Origin of the sequence: Clostridium sp. AF36-4, from assembly GCF_003435975.1 — a bacterium.
Classification (GTDB): Bacteria; Bacillota; Clostridia; order Lachnospirales; family Lachnospiraceae; genus Eubacterium_F.
The window spans coordinates 212,491-233,291 of sequence record NZ_QTVH01000001.1; the positions used below are offsets into that span (position 1 = coordinate 212,491).

Sequence of the window (20,801 nt, forward strand, 5' to 3'; positions counted from 1 at the left end):
ACTGCATATGGAAAATGACGCACTTGTGTATAAAACTGCGGAAACTCAAGTTTCCTTTTATTTACAAATCGTATTAAGCTATGATAAACTATTAACATAAATATATTTTTTCGGGAAAGTAGTATTTCCCACTGGCACTAGCAGGTTTAGTATGATTGGAGGATGTTTATGAAGAAAAAAACAAGAAAAAGAAGTTTATGTTTGCTGCTTGCAGCGGCACTTCTTCTGACTTCGATACCGTTTGATATGACAACGTCGTCGAAGGCGGAGGAGAAAGGAACTGTTGTCAGAGATGGTGAGTACACAACCGGTATTTTTGCCGGTGAATATGGAATTGACCAGCTTTTTGATTATGTTATGATGACAAGCACATTAAAGGGTCTGCCATATGATGCATCCTGGGGAACAGCGAATGCTTCTACCGGCCATCAGTTTACAAAGAGTATGATGACGGACAGACATTTTGTATTAAAGTATTCCGGAGATTCAAATTATCCGCTTGCTTTATGTCTTTACGAAGATGATGGCACACCGGTAGTGAGCAGCCGAAACAAAGGGTTAAAGTCATCTTCAAAAATAGGTCTTAGTACCAATGTGTGTCTTACCACCACAGCATCTACTTATATGAAAAAAAATTATACGGATGGAATTGAAGGTGTAATGGCGCTTTGCAGTATGGGCGAGGCAGATTCCAATGGACTCTATTTTAAGAGTAAGAACGGATTTGGATATTATTTAAGTGGCAGCCAGGGGCGCGATGTTGGGGAGAAAATTGTTTGGGAAGATGATGCCAATACATCGGTTACAATGGATGAACTTGCTGAAATGACAGGATATTCTTCTAACAGTCTGGAGTCCGGTCAGTATGCGGTTATGTATAATTCCGAAGGCGGGCAGCAGGTACTTGATATGCCGGAGGAGCAGACAAAAGAAAAAGATGTTGATCTTACGCTTTCTGAGAATGTTCCAACAAGAAAAGGATACCGTTTTATAGAATGGAACACAAAAGAAGATGGTTCAGGAACTTCCTATGATCCGGGGGCAACGTATTCTAAAAATCAGGTAGTGACTTTGTATGCCATTTGGTACAGATATTATGAAGAAGGATTGTTTGGTGCAAAGTTAAGTAAGGATCAGATTCTTGATGTTATTACCAGTACAAACATGATAAACGGATATGGTTATGATGCTTCTTGGGGAACAGCAGATGCATCCACGGGTCATCAGTTTAAAAGTACCCAGTTAAAAGACCGGTATTTTGTATTTCGCTATAGTGGCGACGATAATTATCCGGTTTCGCTTTATATGTACGAAGCCGATGGTACGCCGGTAACCAGATCTGAATCGAAAAATCTTTACGCATCTTCCCTGATTGGCGATGAGAATAATGTCTGCCTTACAGAGGACGGCTATGATTATATGGAAGCCGCATATGATGATGGAATAAAAGGTCTTGTGTGTCAGGGAGAAGTTACCCAGTATGATGAAAATGGTGTAACTTTTGAGAGTATCAACGGGTTTGGCTATTATGTATCCATTAACCGAGGATATAAAAAAGGAGATTATATCAATTGGAACGAACCGGAATATGGTGCGGATGTTGACGAATTAGATTCCATTGACACTTTTGCAGATGCAGAAATGTATGACGGTGAGTATGCCATTATTTATAACGAAAATACCAGTGATTTGGTAAAAGATTTCCCTTCTACACAGAAGAAGGAAGATTTGTATGCATTCATTATAACAACGCAAAAGCCAACAAGAAAAGGATATGTGTTTAACGGATGGAATACAAAGAAAGACGGAAGCGGACAGGAGTATGCGGCCGGCTCGAGATATAGTGGCACAGGTGTTCTCACGCTTTACGCAACATGGAAGGAAGAAGAAAAAGCTGCACTTGAAATTTATGAAAATGGCAAGAAAGTGGATCAAAGCTATTTGATGTCCAATGAGGATGCAGTTGATAAAATAGTGAAGGATGCAAAAGATTCCAATGAATTTTATGCAAAACTCAATGAAATCAATCTCGTACATACCTTTGAGGTAAAAGGTGGATATGCAGCGGATGATGTGTATAAGGCAGTTGCTTCGGATGCAAGTGTAGCGTCCTGCGAGATGAATGGAAACATTCTCACACTGACAGGAAAAAAAGATGGATTTACTTACGTTACGGTAACCGATGAAACCAGCGGACAGATTTACCGAATGAGTGTTGACGTAAAGACTTTGGCAAATAAATTGTATATTATCCGTCCAATTACAGACAACAGCTATAAAGATTACCTTACGGATATTGGAAAAGTAGGATGTAATGTCAGCGGCGGAGATGCAGATAAAGTCGAGTGGACGACAGAGAATGATAAGATAGAAAGTATCAAACAGCTTTCCAACGGCGACTGTATTGTGTGGAAACCGACACAGGATGATGTTTCGGTCGGTGTGAAATATGGACTTAGTAAAAGTGATATTTCCATAAAAGACATGTCAAGTGGTGAAACGTCAGGTGCATATCCGATTAACAATTGTCAGGTTTCCTCAAAATATATGCAGAACATAACGTTATCGGATGCAACAGGAAAAGGAAAAGAAAGCAAATTTACAATTAAGGCATATTTGCTCGATGATAAGGGAAAAGAAATTGCGAAGGATACACAGACTTTTGAAAAAAATCTGGTAGATAATCCGTATTCAACAGAGGTTACATTTTCCAATGTAAAACAACTCGATAATGCGGAAGTGCTTCTTGAAATTACGACAGAGAACAATACTTACGAGCCAAAACTTGTGAGATATTCTGTATTTTCGGATGGGCAGCAGGTCAGTGGTGGTACCAAAGTGCAGCTTAACAGCAAATCAGACGGTGTTACAGATAACAATATTGTTTATGTCACAGATGAAAATGGAAAAGATATCAATAGTTTATTGATTGATAAAAATGAGACGAAAAAAATTGTCGTAAACTCATGTGCAGCCACCGGTCATCTTATTGAGATAAAAACGTCCGGCAGAGAACTAAGTGCCACAAAAGAAGAAACTACATATTATGACGGCATGGTAAATGAGTGGAAAAAGTCTGTTTTTGAGATTGACAGTAAAAGTACCTCAACAGGAAGACATTCGGTTGAAGTTATTGTAAAGGATAGCAAAAAGAATATATTGTCAACGCAGACAACGCCATTTACAATAGCCAATGTCACAGACCTACCATCACCGGAAAAACCATCCAGTATTAATTTTGTGGGTGATTTGGAAACACCAACATTATCTGCCGGAAAAGTCATTAACCGAACATTAAAGTTTAACCTGCCAAAAGTTTTGCCGATGAAGGTAAGTTTTCAGGATACCGATGACCCATTCAAGAAATCATTTATGATTGCTATTGGCAATGCCGGTCTTGATGAAAATAATATTGTGGCAGCAGTAACAGAAACCATTAATGATTTAAAAGATAATAAACTGACAAAAACATTATCCGGTTATGCGTTTGGTAATGCGGACTTTATCGACGGTAAATGGGTTATGACCTATACCGGAGGCGGAATTGCCGGAAGCATTCAGTATGAATTTAGTTTCAATAACAATGTAGTCGTTGGATTTGTTCCATTGTATTATGGAATGAAAGTTGGATGCAGTGCAAATATTGATGCGCTGGTTTCAGGTGGAAACTCTTACCATAACCAGTTTGTCGGACTTGATTTCAGCACAAACAACCTGAAACTGACCAGCCAGTATAATTTTGTAACGGATATTCTTGTTGGAGTAAAAGGATACGTCGGTGCCAGTGGCGGTGTTGGATTTGACGGTAAAGTAGTAAAATTAAAATTTGGTGTAGAGGGTAACCTTTCGGTTGAATATAATCACCGTGTCGTGATTTTCAAGGACCTTGACAAAACAAAAACATATGACGGCGGATACTTGAATTTCTCCGGTGATATTGGATTGTATTTTGAATTTAAGCTGTTATTTATAAAATACAAGAAAAAAATTGTAGGAACCGGATTTAGCAAAGGCAGAAGTTACCGGGATTGGGAGAAGTTCCCTGTTGGCAGACCAAACTTGTTAGAGTTTGCCGGTATGGAAACAAAATCAAAATCATCACTTCTGAAAATTGCGCCAAAGGCGGATGAAGACTGGATGAATTATATCAATCCATATATAACACCTGTTGCAGCAGAAGATGGTAAAAGCATGGCGATGGTGTATACCGAAAATCTGGAAGATTTGGGAACCATTAATCCGGCGGTAAGTGAATATGATGGAGCAAAATGGTCGGATCCGAAAGTTATGACTGACTGGCGGACAAAAGGCGAGAATCAGACGGTGAACGCGATTGATTATGCCAAAGATGACAAGTTAGAAGTGTTAGTTTTTGATGCGGTAACTTATGATTCGGCGATGGAAAATAGCGATGACATTTCAAGCAGCCAGTTTAATACAAGTGCCAATTCCAGTGAAATTCACGTGTATGTGAATGGAAAGCACACCAAACTCACAGATAATCAGGCAGCAGATACTGCACCGGTAGTTTCCGTAAAAAATGGAAAGGCAATGGTTGTATGGCAGTCCGATACTTATAATCTTGAGTCAATGGATGAAAGTGCTGTCAAAGACGATATGCAGGGAGAGAAGAAATTGTACTTTAGTTTCTATGACGGTACAAAATGGTCCGACCCGGCGTGCTTAGAAAGCGGAGAAATCAAAGGTGTTCAGGCATACGATATGGATATGTCGGATGATGGAACTGCAATGATTCTTGCCAGCATGGGAAGTTCCGATTTACTTAAAAATCGTGAATTGTATTCTTATGTGATTGATAATGGACAGGTGAAAAGTGTAAACCGTGTAACTTGTAATGAAGCGGGAGAAACGCAGCCTAGAGTAAAATATGTAACAGACAATGACGGCATGTTCTTGACCGCATGGCAGCAGTCAGAATACAAGGGCGAGGAAACAAGCAAAGTATATGTAAAAATTCAGGGATATAATATGAGCGGAAGCGCAAATGATTTCTCCCTTGATGACAATGGCGAAGTGGCAGAAAACTTTGATTTCGCAAAGGGCGGCGACACCATTGATGATAGTGCGGTTTACTGGTACTCAATTGGCGATGATTCGCTGAATCATACTTATGTAAAATACATAAATAAAAAGGATAGTACCTTATCAACAAAATATGAAATGAACAGCACCTCATCAGAAAGTGAAAGCATGGTAGGAAATACCGTAACTAAAGAGGGTGATTCATTCTCGGTTGTATCCTGCGCACAGCCACAAAAACAAAGCAGTGGTTCAGATGAAGACGAGGAGCAGCCGGCACGATTGATATTTGCCAAAAAACAGATTAAGAATGAGCTTAGAAATGAAACTGCCAATGCATTTGACCAGAATATTGTTCCGGAAAGCAATGTGAATGTAACCATTTCATTTACAAATGCAGGACGAAAAGCACTGGAAAATGTGACAATTAAAAATAATGGAAATGTAATTTATGACAATTATCCAATCTCACTGAAAAGCGGTGAAAGCGGACAGATTCAGTTTACCTATTCGTTAGGCAAGATATTAAAGAATGAAGAATTTGATATTGAGGCAGACAATGGTGCAAAAGCGGTGGCAAAACTTACGCTTCTTGGTGCTGACCTTGTCGTATCAAATCCGGAAGTGACATCGACATTGTCCGGTGGCGAGAGAGTCATGCAGGCAGTTATCAGTAACGCAGGTACGACTGCAATGAATGAAAATGACAGTGTGCGCATTGACTATTCAATGGCAGACCAAAAGAATGTAAAGGTAAATCCGATTTCAGCCGGAGCAAAATGGGATAATAACAAAAAACAGATTGTAGTTTCCGGTAAAGAAGCCATCGAGGCAGTGAATAAAGGAGAGTACATTCTTCAGTTTGGTTATAAACCAACATTCAAAGACGATGCGGATGCAATTGCTTTGTCGATGAATGCGGCTGCTTATGGCAGTGACGGTGCTATGGATGAATTAAACGTGGTAGATAACAGTTCTTCATTTAGTATCATCAAACCGTCTAAACTTTATGATACACAGCTGGTTTGTGATGCAATTATTGAAAATGGAAAGATAATTGCAGTTAAGGTTACGAATCAGTATGAGACGGCAATTAAAAAAGGTATTAAGATATCCAATGGAACAGGCAGCAAACAAATCAATGTTGCGTTAAATGGCGAGGAAAGCAAAACATATCCTGTGGAACTTGCTGTTTCAGGCTCCATTGAGTACACATTAAAAGACTACAATGCCAGCGAAAGCACAGCGAAACCAACCGCAACACCTGCACCAACGAAGAAGCCGGCGGTGACACCTGTTCCAACGAAGAAGCCGGCGGTGACACCTGTTCCAACAAAGAAACCGACAGCAACGAAAAAGCCGGCAGCGACAAAAACTCCGGCTCCTAAAATTACAGTCGGCAAAGCAACCATTAAGAAACTTAAGAATAAAGCGAAAAAGAAAATGGTTGTTACCATTAAGGCAGTAAAAGGTGCGTCCGGATATAAAGTTATGTATGCAACAAATAAGAAGTTTAAAAAAGCAAAAACGAAATGGACTTCTGCGAAAAAGGTAACAATTTCCCGCCTGAAAAAAGGCAAGACATATTATGTTAAAGTAATTGCGTACAAAAAAGGAAAGGGTGCTGTTAAGGTATTTGGTAAAGCAAGTAAGGTAAAGAAAGTAAAGATTAAGAAGTAGGATTATGTGAAATTTTTTAGTTTCCGTAAATCAGTAGAAAAAACTTTGCGTCTTTTGGGCGCAAAGTTTTTCTGTTGATTTACCGGAAGCCAAAAGATAACGAGCATTTGACATAATCGAATTGTTTAAACATACTGGGAGGTGATTTTATGCAGTGTCCATATTGTAATTCCGAAATGGAAAAAGGCATAATTAATCAGGACAGATATCCATTAAAGTGGAAATCGGAAGGACCTAATGCTAAAAAAATAAAGCTCACAAGTTTTTTGGAAAAAACATATGTGGAAGCTTATTTGTGTAATAACTGCAATAAGTTAATTATTGATATCTGAAAATGAAATCATGGGGAATACCTCCAAACAACGCTTTTTTCTTGATTTCAAGAAAAAGCGTTGTTTCGGAACTGAAGGTTCAGTTTGAGCGCGGCAAGTATTTGGTTGGAAACTAAAAATATCACATCACCCCACTGGCAAAATCTCAACATCCCCGCTGACGGTGTCAAAATCATAGCGGTTAATACCTGAGCCGCAGACAAACTTATCATCTTTTTTAGTTCCGGCAAAACTACAAGTTAAATCCCCGGAAACGGAATCGTTTTCTGCCTCGAATTCAGAGTTACTTGGAATCGAAACTGAAATGTCACCACTGACGCTTTCCATGTCAATTTTTTGAGGTGTAACGGATGAGGTAATATGGCAGTCGCCACTCACGCTGTCACTGTTAATCCGTTCTGCGCTTCCATTAAAAGTAAGGTTTCCACTTACGGTATCCAGATAAAAATTCTTTGTGGAAAGACCATTAATTGTAGTGTCGGCACTTACTACATCGCCGGAAATTTCCGATAAATTGGAAGCAAGTGAACGTGGAATCAAAATCTCTAAGTTCTTCCTCCCTAAGCTGTGGAAGAAGGAGAAGAAGCTGCCGCTTTCCCGGTAGCGGACATCTAAAGTTCCATCGTGGTAATAATAATGAGCTTTGTCACGATCCGATAGGTCGCTTGCACCATCTTCTCGAATCTGAATAACATTTCCGTCATAAACATCAACTTTTACGGAGCCGCTTACCCAGTCGATGGAAAGACTGGATAATTCGGATGCAGAAATATCAGCATTTCCCACCTGATACAAATCAGCATTGTCATAGCTGGAAAAAGAGCCAAATACCGGAAAGTTGCGGAAGGTGTTGCCAAGAATCCCCACAATTAAAATACCGATGAGGGCGAGTGTCAAAATGCCAAGTACAATAATCTTTATCCAGATGGCAGTTTTCTTTTTCATAATCGGTCCCTCCTAATTTGCTTTCAGCTCAAAAACAGCTTTGATAATGGATTCAAGTGCGGCACCAATTAAGAAGATGACCCATGAAATGTGCCATGCCATAGTAGTAAAACTAATCACAAAGTACAGGGCGGTAATGAATACCCACAAAGCACTTTTAATGGCGTGCATTGCCTGCTTATTCGTGTCATTTTTACTCTGCCACTCTTTGAAATCTTCCATAAAAGTGTCGTCCATTTTCGTGTAGCGCGGTTTTGTCATGGAATTGTAAATAATAATTCCGGTTGCGATGGCAATAAAAACAAAAAGACCACAAGCACCAATGGCGTCCGGCAGATGCAGACTGTCTGTAATAATTGGCGGTGTAACACACAAAATATAAAGCATGATGGCAACAGAAATGCGGATGGCTGATTTTTTACGCCATGCCATATAATTTTCCGAGTCCATTTGGTTTGGCATCTGGGACGAATCTTTCAGGGAAGCAAGAAGTTCATCCAAATCACCAATACTTGCAATGGCAATGTTGTAAGCGGCTTCCTCTGATTTTCCCTCTGCCACAAGGTCGTGGTATTTGTCCACGATATTTTGCAAAATTTCTTCTTTTACTTCAACTGCTTTTTTTGTATTTGGAACATCCTGAAATAAATGGTCCATGTAAGCTCGTAATTTGTTCTCCATAAAATCCTCCTTATAAAATAGATTGTGCCATTTCATTATACTTGTTTGGAATTTGACGGTTCCGAATGAATCAAAACGTCAATAAATTCCTTTGCAATCTCCCATTCGCTGCATAACTTCCGGTAGGCGTTGCGGCCTTCCGGTGTAATGGTATAATAACGTCTTCTGGCACCGGTATTTTCATTTCCCCAGTAAGAACAGATGTAACCGGCTTCTTCGAGCCGCCGGAATGCGGTATATAAAGTAGCTTCTTTTAGTTCATACTCATTTTGCGTAAGTTCCTGAATCCGTTTATTAATCTTATATCCGTAACTGTCCTCCTGCAAAAGCTGGGCGAGAATGATGGTATCGGTATGTCCTCGAATCAAGTCCGATGCAATTGACATGAACAATCCTCCCTTCATGTTTGTTAGTGCTATTAAATCATAATATACCTCGTCTGTCAATGTATATTGAAAATATAAGTACATTTGTCACGATACTTGACAAATGTCATGCGATGCGATAGGGTGAGAGAATATGATGATATAGTTAGAGAGAAGGGGTAACCGATGATAGCGATTATTGTGGCGATGAGTGAGAACCGGGTGATTGGCAGAGAGGGAAAAATACCGTGGGATTTGCCGGAGGATAGAAAAAAATTTCAAATGCTGACGATGGGAAATGCCATTGTGATGGGACGCCGCACGTACGATGAGATTGGGCATCCGTTGCCTGGGCGGATGACATATCTTTTGTCCGGCACGAAAAAGGTTGAACTGGAAAACTGCCATACGGTGCAAAGTTTAGAAGAAGTATGGGAAAAAGAAAAAAACACCGGACGGGATATTTTTATCTGCGGCGGGGCGTCGGTATATGAAGAAGCGCTTAAGAATACCGATAAAATATATGTAACGAAACTTTTGGAAAAGGTAGAAGGAGACACTTTTTTTCCTATGTTTTCGGAGGAAGAATTTGTGGAAAAAAGCTGTGAAATTTTAGTGCCTCAAAAGGCTGTTTTTTATGAATATGAGCGTGTGCAAAAAAAGGGTAAATTTATGCTTTCCACACTGAAAGATTTGTGGTATGATGGTAAAATGGTTACGAAAGAGAAACAGTTGCGGATTTTCGATGAAAAAAGTGGTAAATGGGAAGTTTTTTCGCCCGTGATTTTTCAAAATTGTATGCGGCCGGAAGAGGTTACAATTTATCCGCTCACGATTACTTTACTTGCGGAAGATAGGATACAGATTGAGACAAAATATCAGCAGAGGGAATTCGATTTAAAAGATAAGGAAATCGAATTATGTGAATGGGAAGCGAAAATTCACAAAGTGGAATGTACGCATTGTGAAAACTGCGGCAGATGCGGCTGGTAAACGAGAAGAAATCAGAGGTGCAAAAGAAGTGAAAAATCAAATGATATATAGAAGGGCATTGAAGCTTGCGATTCCGATGATGATACAAAATGGTATTACCAACATGGTCGGGTTAATTGATAATGTGATGGTTGGTAGCATTGGAACAGAAGCGATGACGGCTGTCTCGATTGTCGGACAGCTTATTTTTGTTTTTAACCTTGCTATTTTCGGAGGAATATCGGGGCCCGGTATCTATGCTGCCCAGTATTATGGACAGGGAAATGAAGAGGGATTCCGTAATGCGGTCCGCATGAAAATGTGGATTTGCGGGGGTTGTATTATAGCCGGACTTTTACTCTTTTTGCTGGCGGGAGAGAATTTGATTGGTCTTTATCTTCACGGTGAAAGCCAAGTTGTGAATGCGTCGCTTACGATGTCTTATGCAAAAGAATATCTCGCAATTATGTTATTTACTTTTGTTCCGTTTGGCGTGACGCAGATTTATGCGAGCAGTCTGAGAGAGACCGGAGAAAGTATAAAGCCGATGGTAGCAGGCATTGCATCTGTGGTAATTGATGTAGTATTTAACTATTTTCTTATTTATGGAAAATTTGGATTCCCTGAGCTTGGAGTGAGGGGAGCAGCAATTGCTACTTTGATGGCGCGTGTGGTTGAGATGTTAGTCGTGGTTATCTGGACGCACTGCAAAAAGAAGGAAATTACATTTATCAATGGATTGTACCGGACGCTTCTTGTGCCGAAGGCAATTATGGGAGAAATGATAAAAAAAGGACTTCCTATTTTCTTAAACGAGTTTTTGTGGGCGGGCAGCATTGCGGCGTTGACACAGTGCTATTCGACACGGGGCTTGGAGATTGTGGCAGGACTTCAGATTTCCAATGCCATTTGCAACCTTTTAAATGTTGTATTTATTTCTCTCGGCTCCGCCGTTGGTATTTTGAGCGGTCAGACACTCGGAGCGGGCGAATACGACAAGGCAAAGAAAAATGCGTACTCACTGATGAAATTTGCAGGTGTAATTTGTGTGGGACTTACGATACTTTTAGTTTCCATTTCGGGAGTTTTTCCGAATTTGTATGATACAACGAGCCAGGTGCGAAATTACGGAACGTGGTTTATTATTATTACGGCATTGTTTTTCCCGGTACAAGGTGTTTTAAATGCCCTTTATTTTACCGTCCGTTCCGGGGGAAAAACATTTATCACGTTTTTGTTTGACAGTGTGTATTCGTGGGTTGTACCGCTTCCGATTGCGGCGGTATTATGCTACTACACAGGTCTTTCCATTCTGGGCGTATATGCGATTGTACAGGCAGCAGATTTAATCAAACTTGCTGTGGGATATATCCTGATTCAAAAGGGAGTCTGGATTAGTAATATTGTAGAGGATTAGAAAAGGAGATTGTTATGAAACATGAAAAAAGGTCAAAGTGGTCATCACAGGCAACATTTATTTTAGCGGCGATTGGTTCCGCCGTTGGACTTGGAAATGCGTGGCGCTTTCCGGGACTTGCCGCAAAGCACGGAGGCGGAACATATTTGTTAATTTACTTAGTTGCGCTGTTTGTTGTCGGAATTCCACTTCTGATGATGGAGGTTTCCGTTGCACGTAAATTCCACCGCGGTGCTGGCGAAAGTATGCGGGGAATTAATAAAAAGACAGAGTTTATCGGATGGGCAGCAACATCAAATGCATTTGTTATTTCTACCTATTATGCAGTTGTTTTCGCATGGGTAATTTTGATGACGGTATGCTCGGTAAAATTTGCCGGTATGACAGGAGATGTAAATGCGGCGCAGAATCTTTTTGCCGATCTAACACAGACAACATGGGATATCAAAGGTTTTAGTATTCCGATTCCGGTACTGCTTTCTGTTATTGTGGCTTGGGCAGCGATTTACTATTGTATCCGAAATGGTGCAAGCAGTGTGGGTAAAGTTGTAAAGTATACCGTATTTCTTCCGGTCATTCTGCTTGTCATTATGGCAATCAAAGGATGTACGATGTCAGGTGCCGGTGAAGGTCTTCGGATGTTTTTCATTCCAAGCATGAGTGCTTTTGAAGATCCAAGTTTGTGGATTGATGCCATTGGACAGGTATTTTACAGTTTATCGATTATGATGGCAATTATGTTTGCATATGGTTCTTATCTTGGCGAGTCGGCAAATGTGGCAAAAGACTGTGTAATTATTGCGCTTTCGGATGCCGCAGTCAGCGTTTTGTCAGGTATCGTTATGTTTTCCACAATGGGTGGTGTTGGGATGCTTGATTCGATTACGGATTCCGGAATTGCAACAGCATTTATCGTATACCCGCAGGCAATTGTAAATCTTACGGACATTGGCTGGTTTAATGCCTTGTTTGGTGCTATTTTCTATCTGATGTTAGTAACGCTTGCGATTGATTCAGCCTTTTCGATTATCGAGGGTGTGTCGGCATCGGTGGCAGATAAGTTCCATTTGAATCCAAAGAAGGTGACACGGTGGGCCTGTGTAATCAGTGCAATTATTTCTTTATTATACGCGACACGTGCCGGTGTAGCATGGCTTGACATTGTGGATAATTGGACAAATCAGATTAACTTGATTGTAATCGGAATTTTGGAATGTATTGCAGTTGGCTGGTGCTTTCAGATTGATAAAGTGTGGCAGCAGATTAATCGAAATACAAAGAAATTTAAAATGCCTCGTATATGGATTCGTCTTGCGATTCGTTACATTGCGCCAGCGACATTATTGATTTTGTTTGTGTGGAATCTGTACGTTTTGTTTGTGCAGAAAGGCGGTCATTATGGTTATGCTCTGTGGGCAGAGTGCCTTGCCGGATGGCTTGTATCGGCGCTTGTGTTTGCAAGCGGATTTATTCTCAAATTAATTGTGAGATATAAAAAGAAACACGGGTTTGTTGAAGATGAAATCGTGTGGGAAGAAAACGACCCGGAAGTTGAAAAATAAAAAAGCAGATGACGGGAATCGAACCCGCCTCTCCAGCTTGGGAAGCTGGCGTTCTACCGATGAACTACATCTGCTTAAGTGTGGCGACAGGAGCGAAAACTTCTGTCGCTTCTTCTATTTTATCTTGAAATATTTAATCTGTCAATTTTTCTTCATGACAGAGGGATATAAATTAGGATACGATACCATTACTATTACAGGAAATGGTAACAGATTTCGTAAAATTTTTTTGGGTATTGTTTCTTGAATGAGTCGCAACAGCTGTTGCGGTTGCGGAAGAGCCATTTTTACTTGAAGTAACGGTTTTTATTTTCCATGAGGAGGAGGGGCATGTTGTACTATGAGAATAAGAGGTACATTTAGATGTGCGACCGTTATACGTGAATGTGGCCTTAATTGATACAGACCAAAGTGTTAAACCATTTTTGCTCTTATATTTTGAGGTCTTTGTTTTTGTTATGGATTTTGATGAAGAAAGGTAGGAAATATTATTAGAAAATGCAGGTGTACCAGTAATAATGGTTTCAAGATAGTCTCCATTTTCTAATAAATAAATCTGTTTTGACGATGTGATGTTGGCGGCCTGACTTTTTCTAGATAAGATAGAAAAAGAAAAACAAATAAAAAGTGTAACAAATAATAATCTTGTTGTAAAATTTTTCATAGCTATAATTCCCCCGTATTTAATCTGTAATTTCAGTTTCTTCGAAATAAATGGATTCGCGTTCAAAAACTTTATAAGTGCAGTAACTGTCGATACTATATACTGTTACAGCGATTAATGCAATCAAGAGAAATATGGCGATTCCTCTTTTTAACCATTTGGAAAGTTGTATTCTTTTAACAAAATCATTGATATCAATATTTGAAAAATAGGTATTGGAAATTTCACTTGGACGTCCGAAATCCTGATATAAATCATTTATCGAGAATACTTCTTTTTCTAGGCAGTAGTCATTAATTTGTTCCGAAAGTTTTTTTAGATGCCGTCGTTCCGGTTTTCCCATAATCGGAAAGAATGATTTTACTTCCTTCAAGTAGCGCTGTTTCAATTTACTCATTTAGATTGCCTCCCAAAAAATTAATTATGTGATTTACACCGTCAATCATGTTATTATAATTAGCTGTAATTTTTGTGAGATACTCTTTCCCGGTTTCTTCTAGATGGTAGTATACTCGTGTTCTTTTTTTCCCCACAAGTTTTGAGTATTCACTTATCAGATTTTCGTTTTCTAATTTATAGGTGACCGTGTAAATGGTATTAAGAGAAATAGATAGTAAATGTTCGGAATTATTGTTAATCATTTTTTGAATTTCGTAAACATAACTATCTTGTTGCTCTAAAATTTTAAGTACCAATAATTCTGTAATTCCGGTAATAAGGTTATTTTTGTATGCCATTTTTTCCTCCATAGCACCCACCTTGTATATTTATAATATCATATTATGTTTAAATTTTCAATATTACGGTGTAAAAAATATTGTTGACAAAAATAATTAGATGTATTAATATAATAATAAAGTTTTATAAAATTAATAAAATCTTATGCTATTGAGTGGGAAAGGTGGTGAGAGAATGTATAGAGGATATTCGTGCAGAGAAATAATTGAAAAAAGCGTTCTTTTCATGTAATGGTGAGATATTGAAAAGAACGCATACATAAGAGTACAGTTAAATAATATCAAAGATCAAACAAAAAATCAATTGGAGGATGAACGGATATGAGAAAAATAAAAAAAATGGGTGCTTTAATCACAGCAGCGGCATTGACAGTAACACTTATAGGAACAGGAGCAGATGCCTCCGCTTTTTCAAAGACAAAATATGGTTTTACTTTAAGTGGAGATCATTCAATTTCAAAGACAAAAGGCTCTGCTTGGGGGTCGGTTAAGCCGCAATCATATGTGAGTATTGCGTCTGTTTACAAATACAGAAATAAGAATAATGTGGTGAAAACAGTTCCAACAGATCTTACAGGAGAAGGAGATTCCACAGGAGCTAAATGGAATTATACAATCCCTAGTGGAAAATCCGTTAGTATTACGACAAAATGGACAGGTATTTATAAGAAAAAAACTTTAACAAGTGAAGATACCATTAAATACTAACATTGCGTAATCCAGTTTAGCCATAAGAAACAAAAAAGTTTCTTATGGCTATGATAAAAAATATAAATTCTATCAAAGGAGAAAAGGTATGGTAAGTAAAAAGTTTTTGTATCTAATGTTTGCAATAAGTATCATTTGTGTGTTTACCGGCTGTACGAAAAAGCAAACAGACAATAAAAGTCCTTCTGTGACAGAGAATGCTGCTACAAAGGAGAAGTCGAACGATTCGAACAAAGAGAAGCCGGTTAACCTAGTTTGGATGACGGATAGTACATGGACAGATTATCTGAGTGAAAGTAGAAAAAAAGCGATTAATGATAGAATTCATGAATTGGGGTATAATTATAATCTTTCTTTTTATGGGTTAAATGCTGAGTCGTATGAATCTTATCAAAATGGTATTGATAAAGCGAAAAAACAAGGAATCGGAGATTTGATGTGGACTGGGTATGGTGACGGTGATCATCCTGAAAAAGATGGAACATATATCCGGCAGATTAAACAGGGCAATCTTCTTTCTCTGAGCAAATGGCTTAAGAGCGAAAATGGGAAAAAATTAAAAAAAGAATATGGCAAAAATGTATGGAAAAGGATAACTTACAAAGGGAAGATATATGGCTTTTACAATGAAGAAGAGCAGGCGGATTCGACATATCTTTTAATAAATGCAGAGAAGATAGCAAGTAAACCTGATTTTATGAATGCAGACAAGCTTGATATAAAAAAATTGTGTAAATGGGTTATTGAAAATAAGGATATATCAGAACTGCCATTATATCTTTTGTGGAATGATTCAGGTGAATATTTTTCTGATCGTTTTACGAATTTAGGTTATATCGGCATATGTGATGGAGTGTACATGTCTGATAAAGGAATAATTCAAAATATTTGGGAAAATAAAGATGTTAGAGAATTTTGGATTTCCATGGCGCAATTGAAACGTGAGGGATTGTTATCTTGTGATAAGAATGAAGATTATTCAGAAGCACTGAGTGGAAATTTCATGGCAATGATTGCAACAATGCCAAAAGAAATAATGGATGGTAATTATTTATATTTAGAGGATGGAGGAAAAATTCCTGTCTATTCACGCAAGTTATCATCCAGATATATAGATAAAATGGAAAATGCCGTTCATGGAATTGCATCATGGACAAAACATCCGAAAGAATCAAAAAATTTATTAATGCTTGTAAATACAGACAAAGAACTGGCTAACCTCATCTGTTTTGGTGAAGAGGGCAAAGATTACTCATTAAAGAATGGAAAGGTCGTGGGAGAAAAACATGTTTCAGATTATTGTCCCGCAAAGCTTGCAAATACGAAGTTTAGCATATATGAAGCAAATGGAGAAAAAGACAAAGCCAAATACTATTATGATGGAAACAAAGAATATAGTATGTCGCCAGCAGCAGGTTTTGTTCCAAATAAGAAGGTTGTTGAGAAAAACAAAAAAATACTGAACGAGGTTGACGTGTTTTATCAAAAACTGCTGGAAAGCGATGAAGAACCGGAAAAGATGATTGACCAGTTTGTAAAAAAGCTAAAAATGGAAAAGTATCCGGATATTTTAAACAAGATTCAAAAACAATATAATAAATGGAAGCGGGGAAAGAAATGAAAAAGAAAGCGTTATTAATTGTAGCTGCGTGTGCCTGTTTCATAACCGGGTGTGGTGCGGAAAAAAGTACAGAAAATAAAATGAAAATTACGGAAAGTTTACATAGTGCAAGTGGGGAGTCGGTTTCCTGTCTGGCAAGTGTTTTTACAACGCAGGATGGCTTACTGCATATTTTTGATCCAAATCAAAAATCAAGTATTGTTTTATGTAACAAATCAAATTGTGAACATGAACCTTATGACGAAAACACAAACCCGGATCCTACTTGTGATGCGGCATTGAATAAGGATTTATTTTTCAATTGTGTTCCTGTTATATCCGGAGAATATGTTTATTTGTTTGGACAGGCGGATTTGTCAAAGGGAGTTGTTTATCGGGAAAAATTAGATGGTAGTGGAAGAACGAAATTATATAACCTGGATTATCAGGTGAACGTGTACAATAGCGTGTATGTAGAAAATGGCATTGCTTATGCAGAGGCAGAGATACCTATTGTTAAAGAGGATAATATTGGTGGTGCCGGTTCCAATAGCAACTATAGTGTCCTTCTTGCAATCAATCTGGAATCCGGTGAAACAAAAGAAATTTCTGATATAAACAAAGAAAAGTTTCATGGTTTGTTATTATTAGAAAAAAGCGGCGAAAAATTGTATTATGAATCTACTTATCGAAAACTTGGAAAGAAAGATAAGGATTACAGTACTGCGAAGGAGTATTCAAAAGTATATGAGTATAATATAAAAACAGGAAAACAGTCGCAGGTATGTAGCGAAAAAGATTTAGAAGGCTGTATTGTAATAGGCATGATTGACCAGGCAGTATATGTATATAATCAAGAAACAATGGAAGTTTTTGAAGTAGCAATTGGAAGTAAAAAGAAGAAAAAAATATATAAGCCGGATAAAACGGATGTGTTGTATTATACATATAAAAATCATTTAATCAGGGGAGATATGGAAAAAGAAAAATTTTATTATCTGAATGACAGTGCATGGGAAGAACTTGAGGGCATTGCTTCTTTTACCAATACATTTGGAGATTTTGCCGAATATTATGATAAAAAGAATGTTCTTCATGTTGTATATGGAGATTCTCTTTTTAAAGACCAAAAGAAAGAATTATTTGAAAGGAAGTAAGCGCATGATTTTGAAATGTGAGAATCTAAAAAAATCGTATGGAGATTTTTGTGCAATTCGTAAAATAAACTATTCTTTTACACCGGGAGTTTATGGACTTCTAGGACCCAATGGGGCTGGAAAATCTACATGGATGAAGCTTTTAACCGCCAGCTTAAAGCCAACAAAAGGGCAGATTTTATGTGATGAAATGTCTATTTATGACAACATTAATGAGTATGTTGGTAAGATTGGGTATGTGCCACAAAACCAAAATATGTTTCCATATTTTACCGGCTATAAGTTTATGATGTATATGGCAACGTTAAAGGGTGTAAAAAAGGAGGTGGCAAGAAAACAAATTCCAGAACTTTTAAAGTGTGTTAACATGGAAGTGATGGGAAAACAAAAAATCAAAACATATTCGGGAGGAATGAAACAGAGACTTTTGATTGCACAGGCTTTTTTAGGAGATCCGGAAGTGGTTTTCATGGATGAGCCAACAGCTGGACTTGATCCGAAAGAAAGGATTCGAATTCGTAACCTTATTTCGGAAATGGCACTTGGAAAAATTGTTTTGATAGCTACGCATATCGTATCCGATGTGGAATACATTTCAAAAGAAATTTTGCTTTTAAAACATGGGGAAATTATTGGAAGCGGTAATCCGGAATCTCTGGAAAAGGAATTGTATGGTATTGTGTATGAAAAGAAAGTGACAGTAGAGCAGCTTAAAGAGATTCAGGATAAATATCTGGTTGCAGGAATTCGAGAAGAAGGAAATCAGGTTGTTGTACGTTATTTGGATTCAAAAAGCGATGAAGAAACCACAGTTTGGCCTACATTAGATGATGTATATTTATATCATTTTTATAAGGAGTAGTTAGATGATTCGGAATGAGATTAGCAAAATAGTTAAAAGCCCATATATGTGGGGTGTATTGTTGTTCTGTATTTTGATAAATTGTGGAATATTATGTTTTGAAAATACGGAAGATTTTTCTTCTAGTCAATATAAAAAAGTTTGGCAGCAATTTCTATCTGAAGAAAAAAATCTACAAGACGAAATTGCAAGTTCAAAAGACAAAGCAGAAAAATATAAGCAAAATGAAATGACTGACAAAGAAAAGTTATATGTAAGATTTGCAAAAGAATTGGAAGCAGTTAGTACTTATAACGATTACCGGCAAAGAATACAGGAAAATGCAAAAAAGATAACTTTGTTTTCAACGTTTACTGAGGGGGGCTTTGCTGAAAAAAATATTGAAAAAACAGCAGCTCACTTTAAAAAAATGAAAATGGTTAAAGTAGTTGCAGAGCCTTCCTTAGGAATCGAAAAGATGTTTTCGACGATGACAGGAATTGTCGTATTGTTTTTTGTTTTGTATTTAGGATACTTATTATTTGTCAGGGAGAATGAAACAGGGATTGCAAAACTTTTATATGTTACACGATTTGGAAAAAGAAAACTCTTTTTTGCCAAACTGGCAGCTCATATTTGGGGAACAGCAGTTGCAGCTTTAATTTTTTATGGATGTAATTATGTTATTTTAAGGGAGCGTTATGGAATCGGAGATTTGAGTCGAAGCATTCAATCTGTTCTTGCGTATCGTTCGTGTGGAAGTGAATTATCAGTTGGTCAGTTTTTGATTCTTAGCATGATTATTTTAATATTTATCATGACTGCTTTGGCTATTTTTATTGATTGTATATGCATATTAGGAAAAAGAGCATTGATTTCAATAATGATTTTTTTCTTTTGTATTATAGGATGTGTTTTGGTTTATGTACAAATACCAATGAATTCTAATTTGAATTGGTTAAAGTATATTGATCCGGCTTATTGTTTAAATGCAGGAGATATAATCGGAAAATATGTAAACATAAATATTTTGGGTGAGCCGGTTTCCTATCCGGTTGTTGTTATGGCAGTATATTTCCTTCTTTTGCTTATATGTATGATTTGCGGAATGATTGGATTTTCAAAGATGAAAGAAGAAAGTCGAAAAAGCGGGTTGTTTAATTTTGCATTTATGAAAAATGAAAAACGATTCTTGAAAGGCCATGATTCATTGTTTCGATACGAACTTTATAAAGTTAGAAAAGGTGGACGGGTTGGCATGATTCTTTTTCTTTTTTTGATTGTTTCATGTTTTTTGTCGTATCAATCACATTTGATATTTGATGATGAAGATGAATATTATTATTATACTTATATGAAGCAGTTAGAAGGAGAGAAAACGATTGAAAAGACAAACTTTATACAGAGGGAAAATAAGCGTTTTCAGTCATTAAAAAAGAAACAGCAAAAATTTATGGAAGAAGATAAGGTGGAGGACCTAATGATTCTTAGTGAAGACCTTCGACCGGTACATGGCTTTGAAAAAGTTGTTGAACGAAACAATTACATAAATAAATATAATCTGCATGCATATGTCTATGAGGGTGGATATGTAAAACTAATGGATTTGTCCAAGGAAAACGGCATTTTAATGACTCTTGGATTGCTGCTTTTGACATTTTCATTATGCAGTGTATTTACACAGGATTATGAAACTGGGCAAAAAATGTTGTTGCAGGCAACTTTACTGGGAAGAAAAAAGATGGCACACAAAAAAATACTGGTTTCTGTGTTCATTATTATAATTTCATTTGGGATTATTTATTTGCCGCAGTTTATTACATTTTACCGTTTATACGGTCTTGTGGGAATTACCGAACCAGTAGGCTGCATGGGAATACAAAGTGGTATGGAAATGCCAATTTGGCTATGGTTGGTTTTTGGATATGTTATTCGTTTGATAATAATGCTGGCTTATAGTGGATTCTTTTTGTTTATATCAAATAAGATAAAAAGTGCATTTGTTACATTAACTGTTATGAGTATTGTTATCATAATTGTTTTCTTTGTGATATAATATTAGGGACAAAACAGAAAAACCCCTTCTCTTAAATTCAAGAA

The 20,801-nt window shown here is 37.5% G+C and carries 16 protein-coding genes and 1 tRNA gene; 10 read left to right on the top strand and 7 right to left on the bottom strand.

Annotated features, from left to right (window positions below; genetic code table 11):
* Window positions 1-168 precede the first annotated feature (168 nt).
* Together DW005_RS01015 and DW005_RS01020 are read left to right on the top strand one after the other, a co-directional pair.
* Window positions 169-6,720, top strand: coding sequence for an InlB B-repeat-containing protein (locus tag DW005_RS01015; RefSeq protein WP_181974898.1), 6,552 nt, complete (start codon window positions 169-171; stop codon window positions 6,718-6,720).
* Between the two features lie 149 nt (window positions 6,721-6,869).
* Entirely contained in the window at window positions 6,870-7,052 is a 183-nt protein-coding gene (locus DW005_RS01020; protein ID WP_022375776.1) for a PF20097 family protein, read from the top strand.
* A 126-nt stretch (window positions 7,053-7,178) separates the two neighbouring features.
* Here DW005_RS01020 and DW005_RS01025 read toward each other — a convergent pair whose 3' ends face one another.
* The 3 genes from DW005_RS01025 to DW005_RS01035 are packed head-to-tail and all read right to left on the bottom strand — an operon-like array spanning window position 7,179 to window position 9,064.
* Complete coding sequence (locus DW005_RS01025; protein WP_117477803.1) at window positions 7,179-7,997, bottom strand: DUF4097 family beta strand repeat-containing protein; 819 nt, start codon at window positions 7,995-7,997, stop codon at window positions 7,179-7,181.
* A gap of 12 nt (window positions 7,998-8,009) precedes the next feature.
* Window positions 8,010-8,678 carry a permease prefix domain 1-containing protein gene (locus DW005_RS01030; protein WP_117477804.1) on the bottom strand — a complete coding sequence of 223 codons (669 nt, stop codon included), beginning with the start codon at window positions 8,676-8,678 and terminating at the stop codon, window positions 8,010-8,012.
* A gap of 35 nt (window positions 8,679-8,713) precedes the next feature.
* A complete protein-coding gene (locus DW005_RS01035) occupies window positions 8,714-9,064 on the bottom strand; it encodes a PadR family transcriptional regulator (RefSeq protein ID WP_117477805.1) in 351 nt (116 codons plus the stop codon).
* 165 nt (window positions 9,065-9,229) lie between these two features.
* On the opposite strand from DW005_RS01035, the gene DW005_RS01040 reads away from it, so the two are divergent.
* The 3 genes from DW005_RS01040 to DW005_RS01050 are packed head-to-tail and all read left to right on the top strand — an operon-like array spanning window position 9,230 to window position 12,994.
* Entirely contained in the window at window positions 9,230-10,036 is an 807-nt protein-coding gene (locus DW005_RS01040) for a dihydrofolate reductase (RefSeq protein WP_117477806.1), read from the top strand.
* Window positions 9,966-11,432, top strand: a complete 1,467-nt coding sequence (locus DW005_RS01045) for an MATE family efflux transporter (protein WP_242989331.1) — start codon at window positions 9,966-9,968, stop codon at window positions 11,430-11,432. The genes DW005_RS01040 and DW005_RS01045 overlap by 71 nt, the downstream gene beginning before the upstream one ends.
* A 14-nt stretch (window positions 11,433-11,446) precedes the next feature.
* A complete protein-coding gene (locus DW005_RS01050; protein WP_117477807.1) occupies window positions 11,447-12,994 on the top strand; it encodes a sodium-dependent transporter in 1,548 nt (515 codons plus the stop codon).
* Between the two features lie 3 nt (window positions 12,995-12,997).
* Here DW005_RS01050 and DW005_RS01055 read toward each other — a convergent pair.
* The 4 genes from DW005_RS01055 to DW005_RS01065 all read right to left on the bottom strand — a co-directional run bounded on the left by DW005_RS01055 (window position 12,998) and on the right by DW005_RS01065 (window position 14,407).
* Window positions 12,998-13,068 (bottom strand) — tRNA-Gly (locus DW005_RS01055).
* A 98-nt stretch (window positions 13,069-13,166) separates the two neighbouring features.
* Window positions 13,167-13,658 carry a hypothetical protein gene (locus DW005_RS13675; protein ID WP_147324406.1) on the bottom strand — a complete coding sequence of 164 codons (492 nt, stop codon included), beginning with the start codon at window positions 13,656-13,658 and terminating at the stop codon, window positions 13,167-13,169.
* Window positions 13,659-13,677: 19 nt separating this feature from the next.
* Window positions 13,678-14,055, bottom strand: coding sequence for a DUF6120 family protein (locus DW005_RS01060; protein WP_117477808.1), 378 nt, complete (start codon window positions 14,053-14,055; stop codon window positions 13,678-13,680).
* The gene (locus DW005_RS01065) at window positions 14,048-14,407 is read right to left on the bottom strand and encodes a PadR family transcriptional regulator (protein WP_117477809.1); all 360 of its coding nucleotides are present in this window, start codon (window positions 14,405-14,407) and stop codon (window positions 14,048-14,050) included. The genes DW005_RS01060 and DW005_RS01065 overlap by 8 nt, the downstream gene beginning before the upstream one ends.
* 309 nt (window positions 14,408-14,716) lie before the next feature.
* Between DW005_RS01065 and DW005_RS01070 the strand changes: the two genes are divergently transcribed.
* The 5 genes from DW005_RS01070 (at window position 14,717) to DW005_RS01085 (ending at window position 20,757) form a co-directional block, all read left to right on the top strand.
* Window positions 14,717-15,103: a hypothetical protein gene (locus tag DW005_RS01070; RefSeq protein ID WP_117477810.1), complete on the top strand. Its 387-nt coding sequence runs from the start codon at window positions 14,717-14,719 to the stop codon at window positions 15,101-15,103.
* A gap of 88 nt (window positions 15,104-15,191) precedes the next feature.
* Window positions 15,192-16,724, top strand: coding sequence for a hypothetical protein (locus DW005_RS01075; protein ID WP_117477811.1), 1,533 nt, complete (start codon window positions 15,192-15,194; stop codon window positions 16,722-16,724).
* A complete protein-coding gene (locus tag DW005_RS13715) occupies window positions 16,721-17,860 on the top strand; it encodes a hypothetical protein (RefSeq protein WP_181974899.1) in 1,140 nt (379 codons plus the stop codon). Before DW005_RS01075 ends, DW005_RS13715 begins: the two co-directional genes overlap by 4 nt.
* Before the next feature lie 4 nt (window positions 17,861-17,864).
* Complete coding sequence (locus DW005_RS01080) at window positions 17,865-18,722, top strand: ATP-binding cassette domain-containing protein (protein ID WP_181974900.1); 858 nt, start codon at window positions 17,865-17,867, stop codon at window positions 18,720-18,722.
* A gap of 4 nt (window positions 18,723-18,726) precedes the next feature.
* Window positions 18,727-20,757, top strand: coding sequence for an ABC transporter permease (locus DW005_RS01085; protein WP_117477813.1), 2,031 nt, complete (start codon window positions 18,727-18,729; stop codon window positions 20,755-20,757).
* Window positions 20,758-20,801 lie beyond the last annotated feature (44 nt).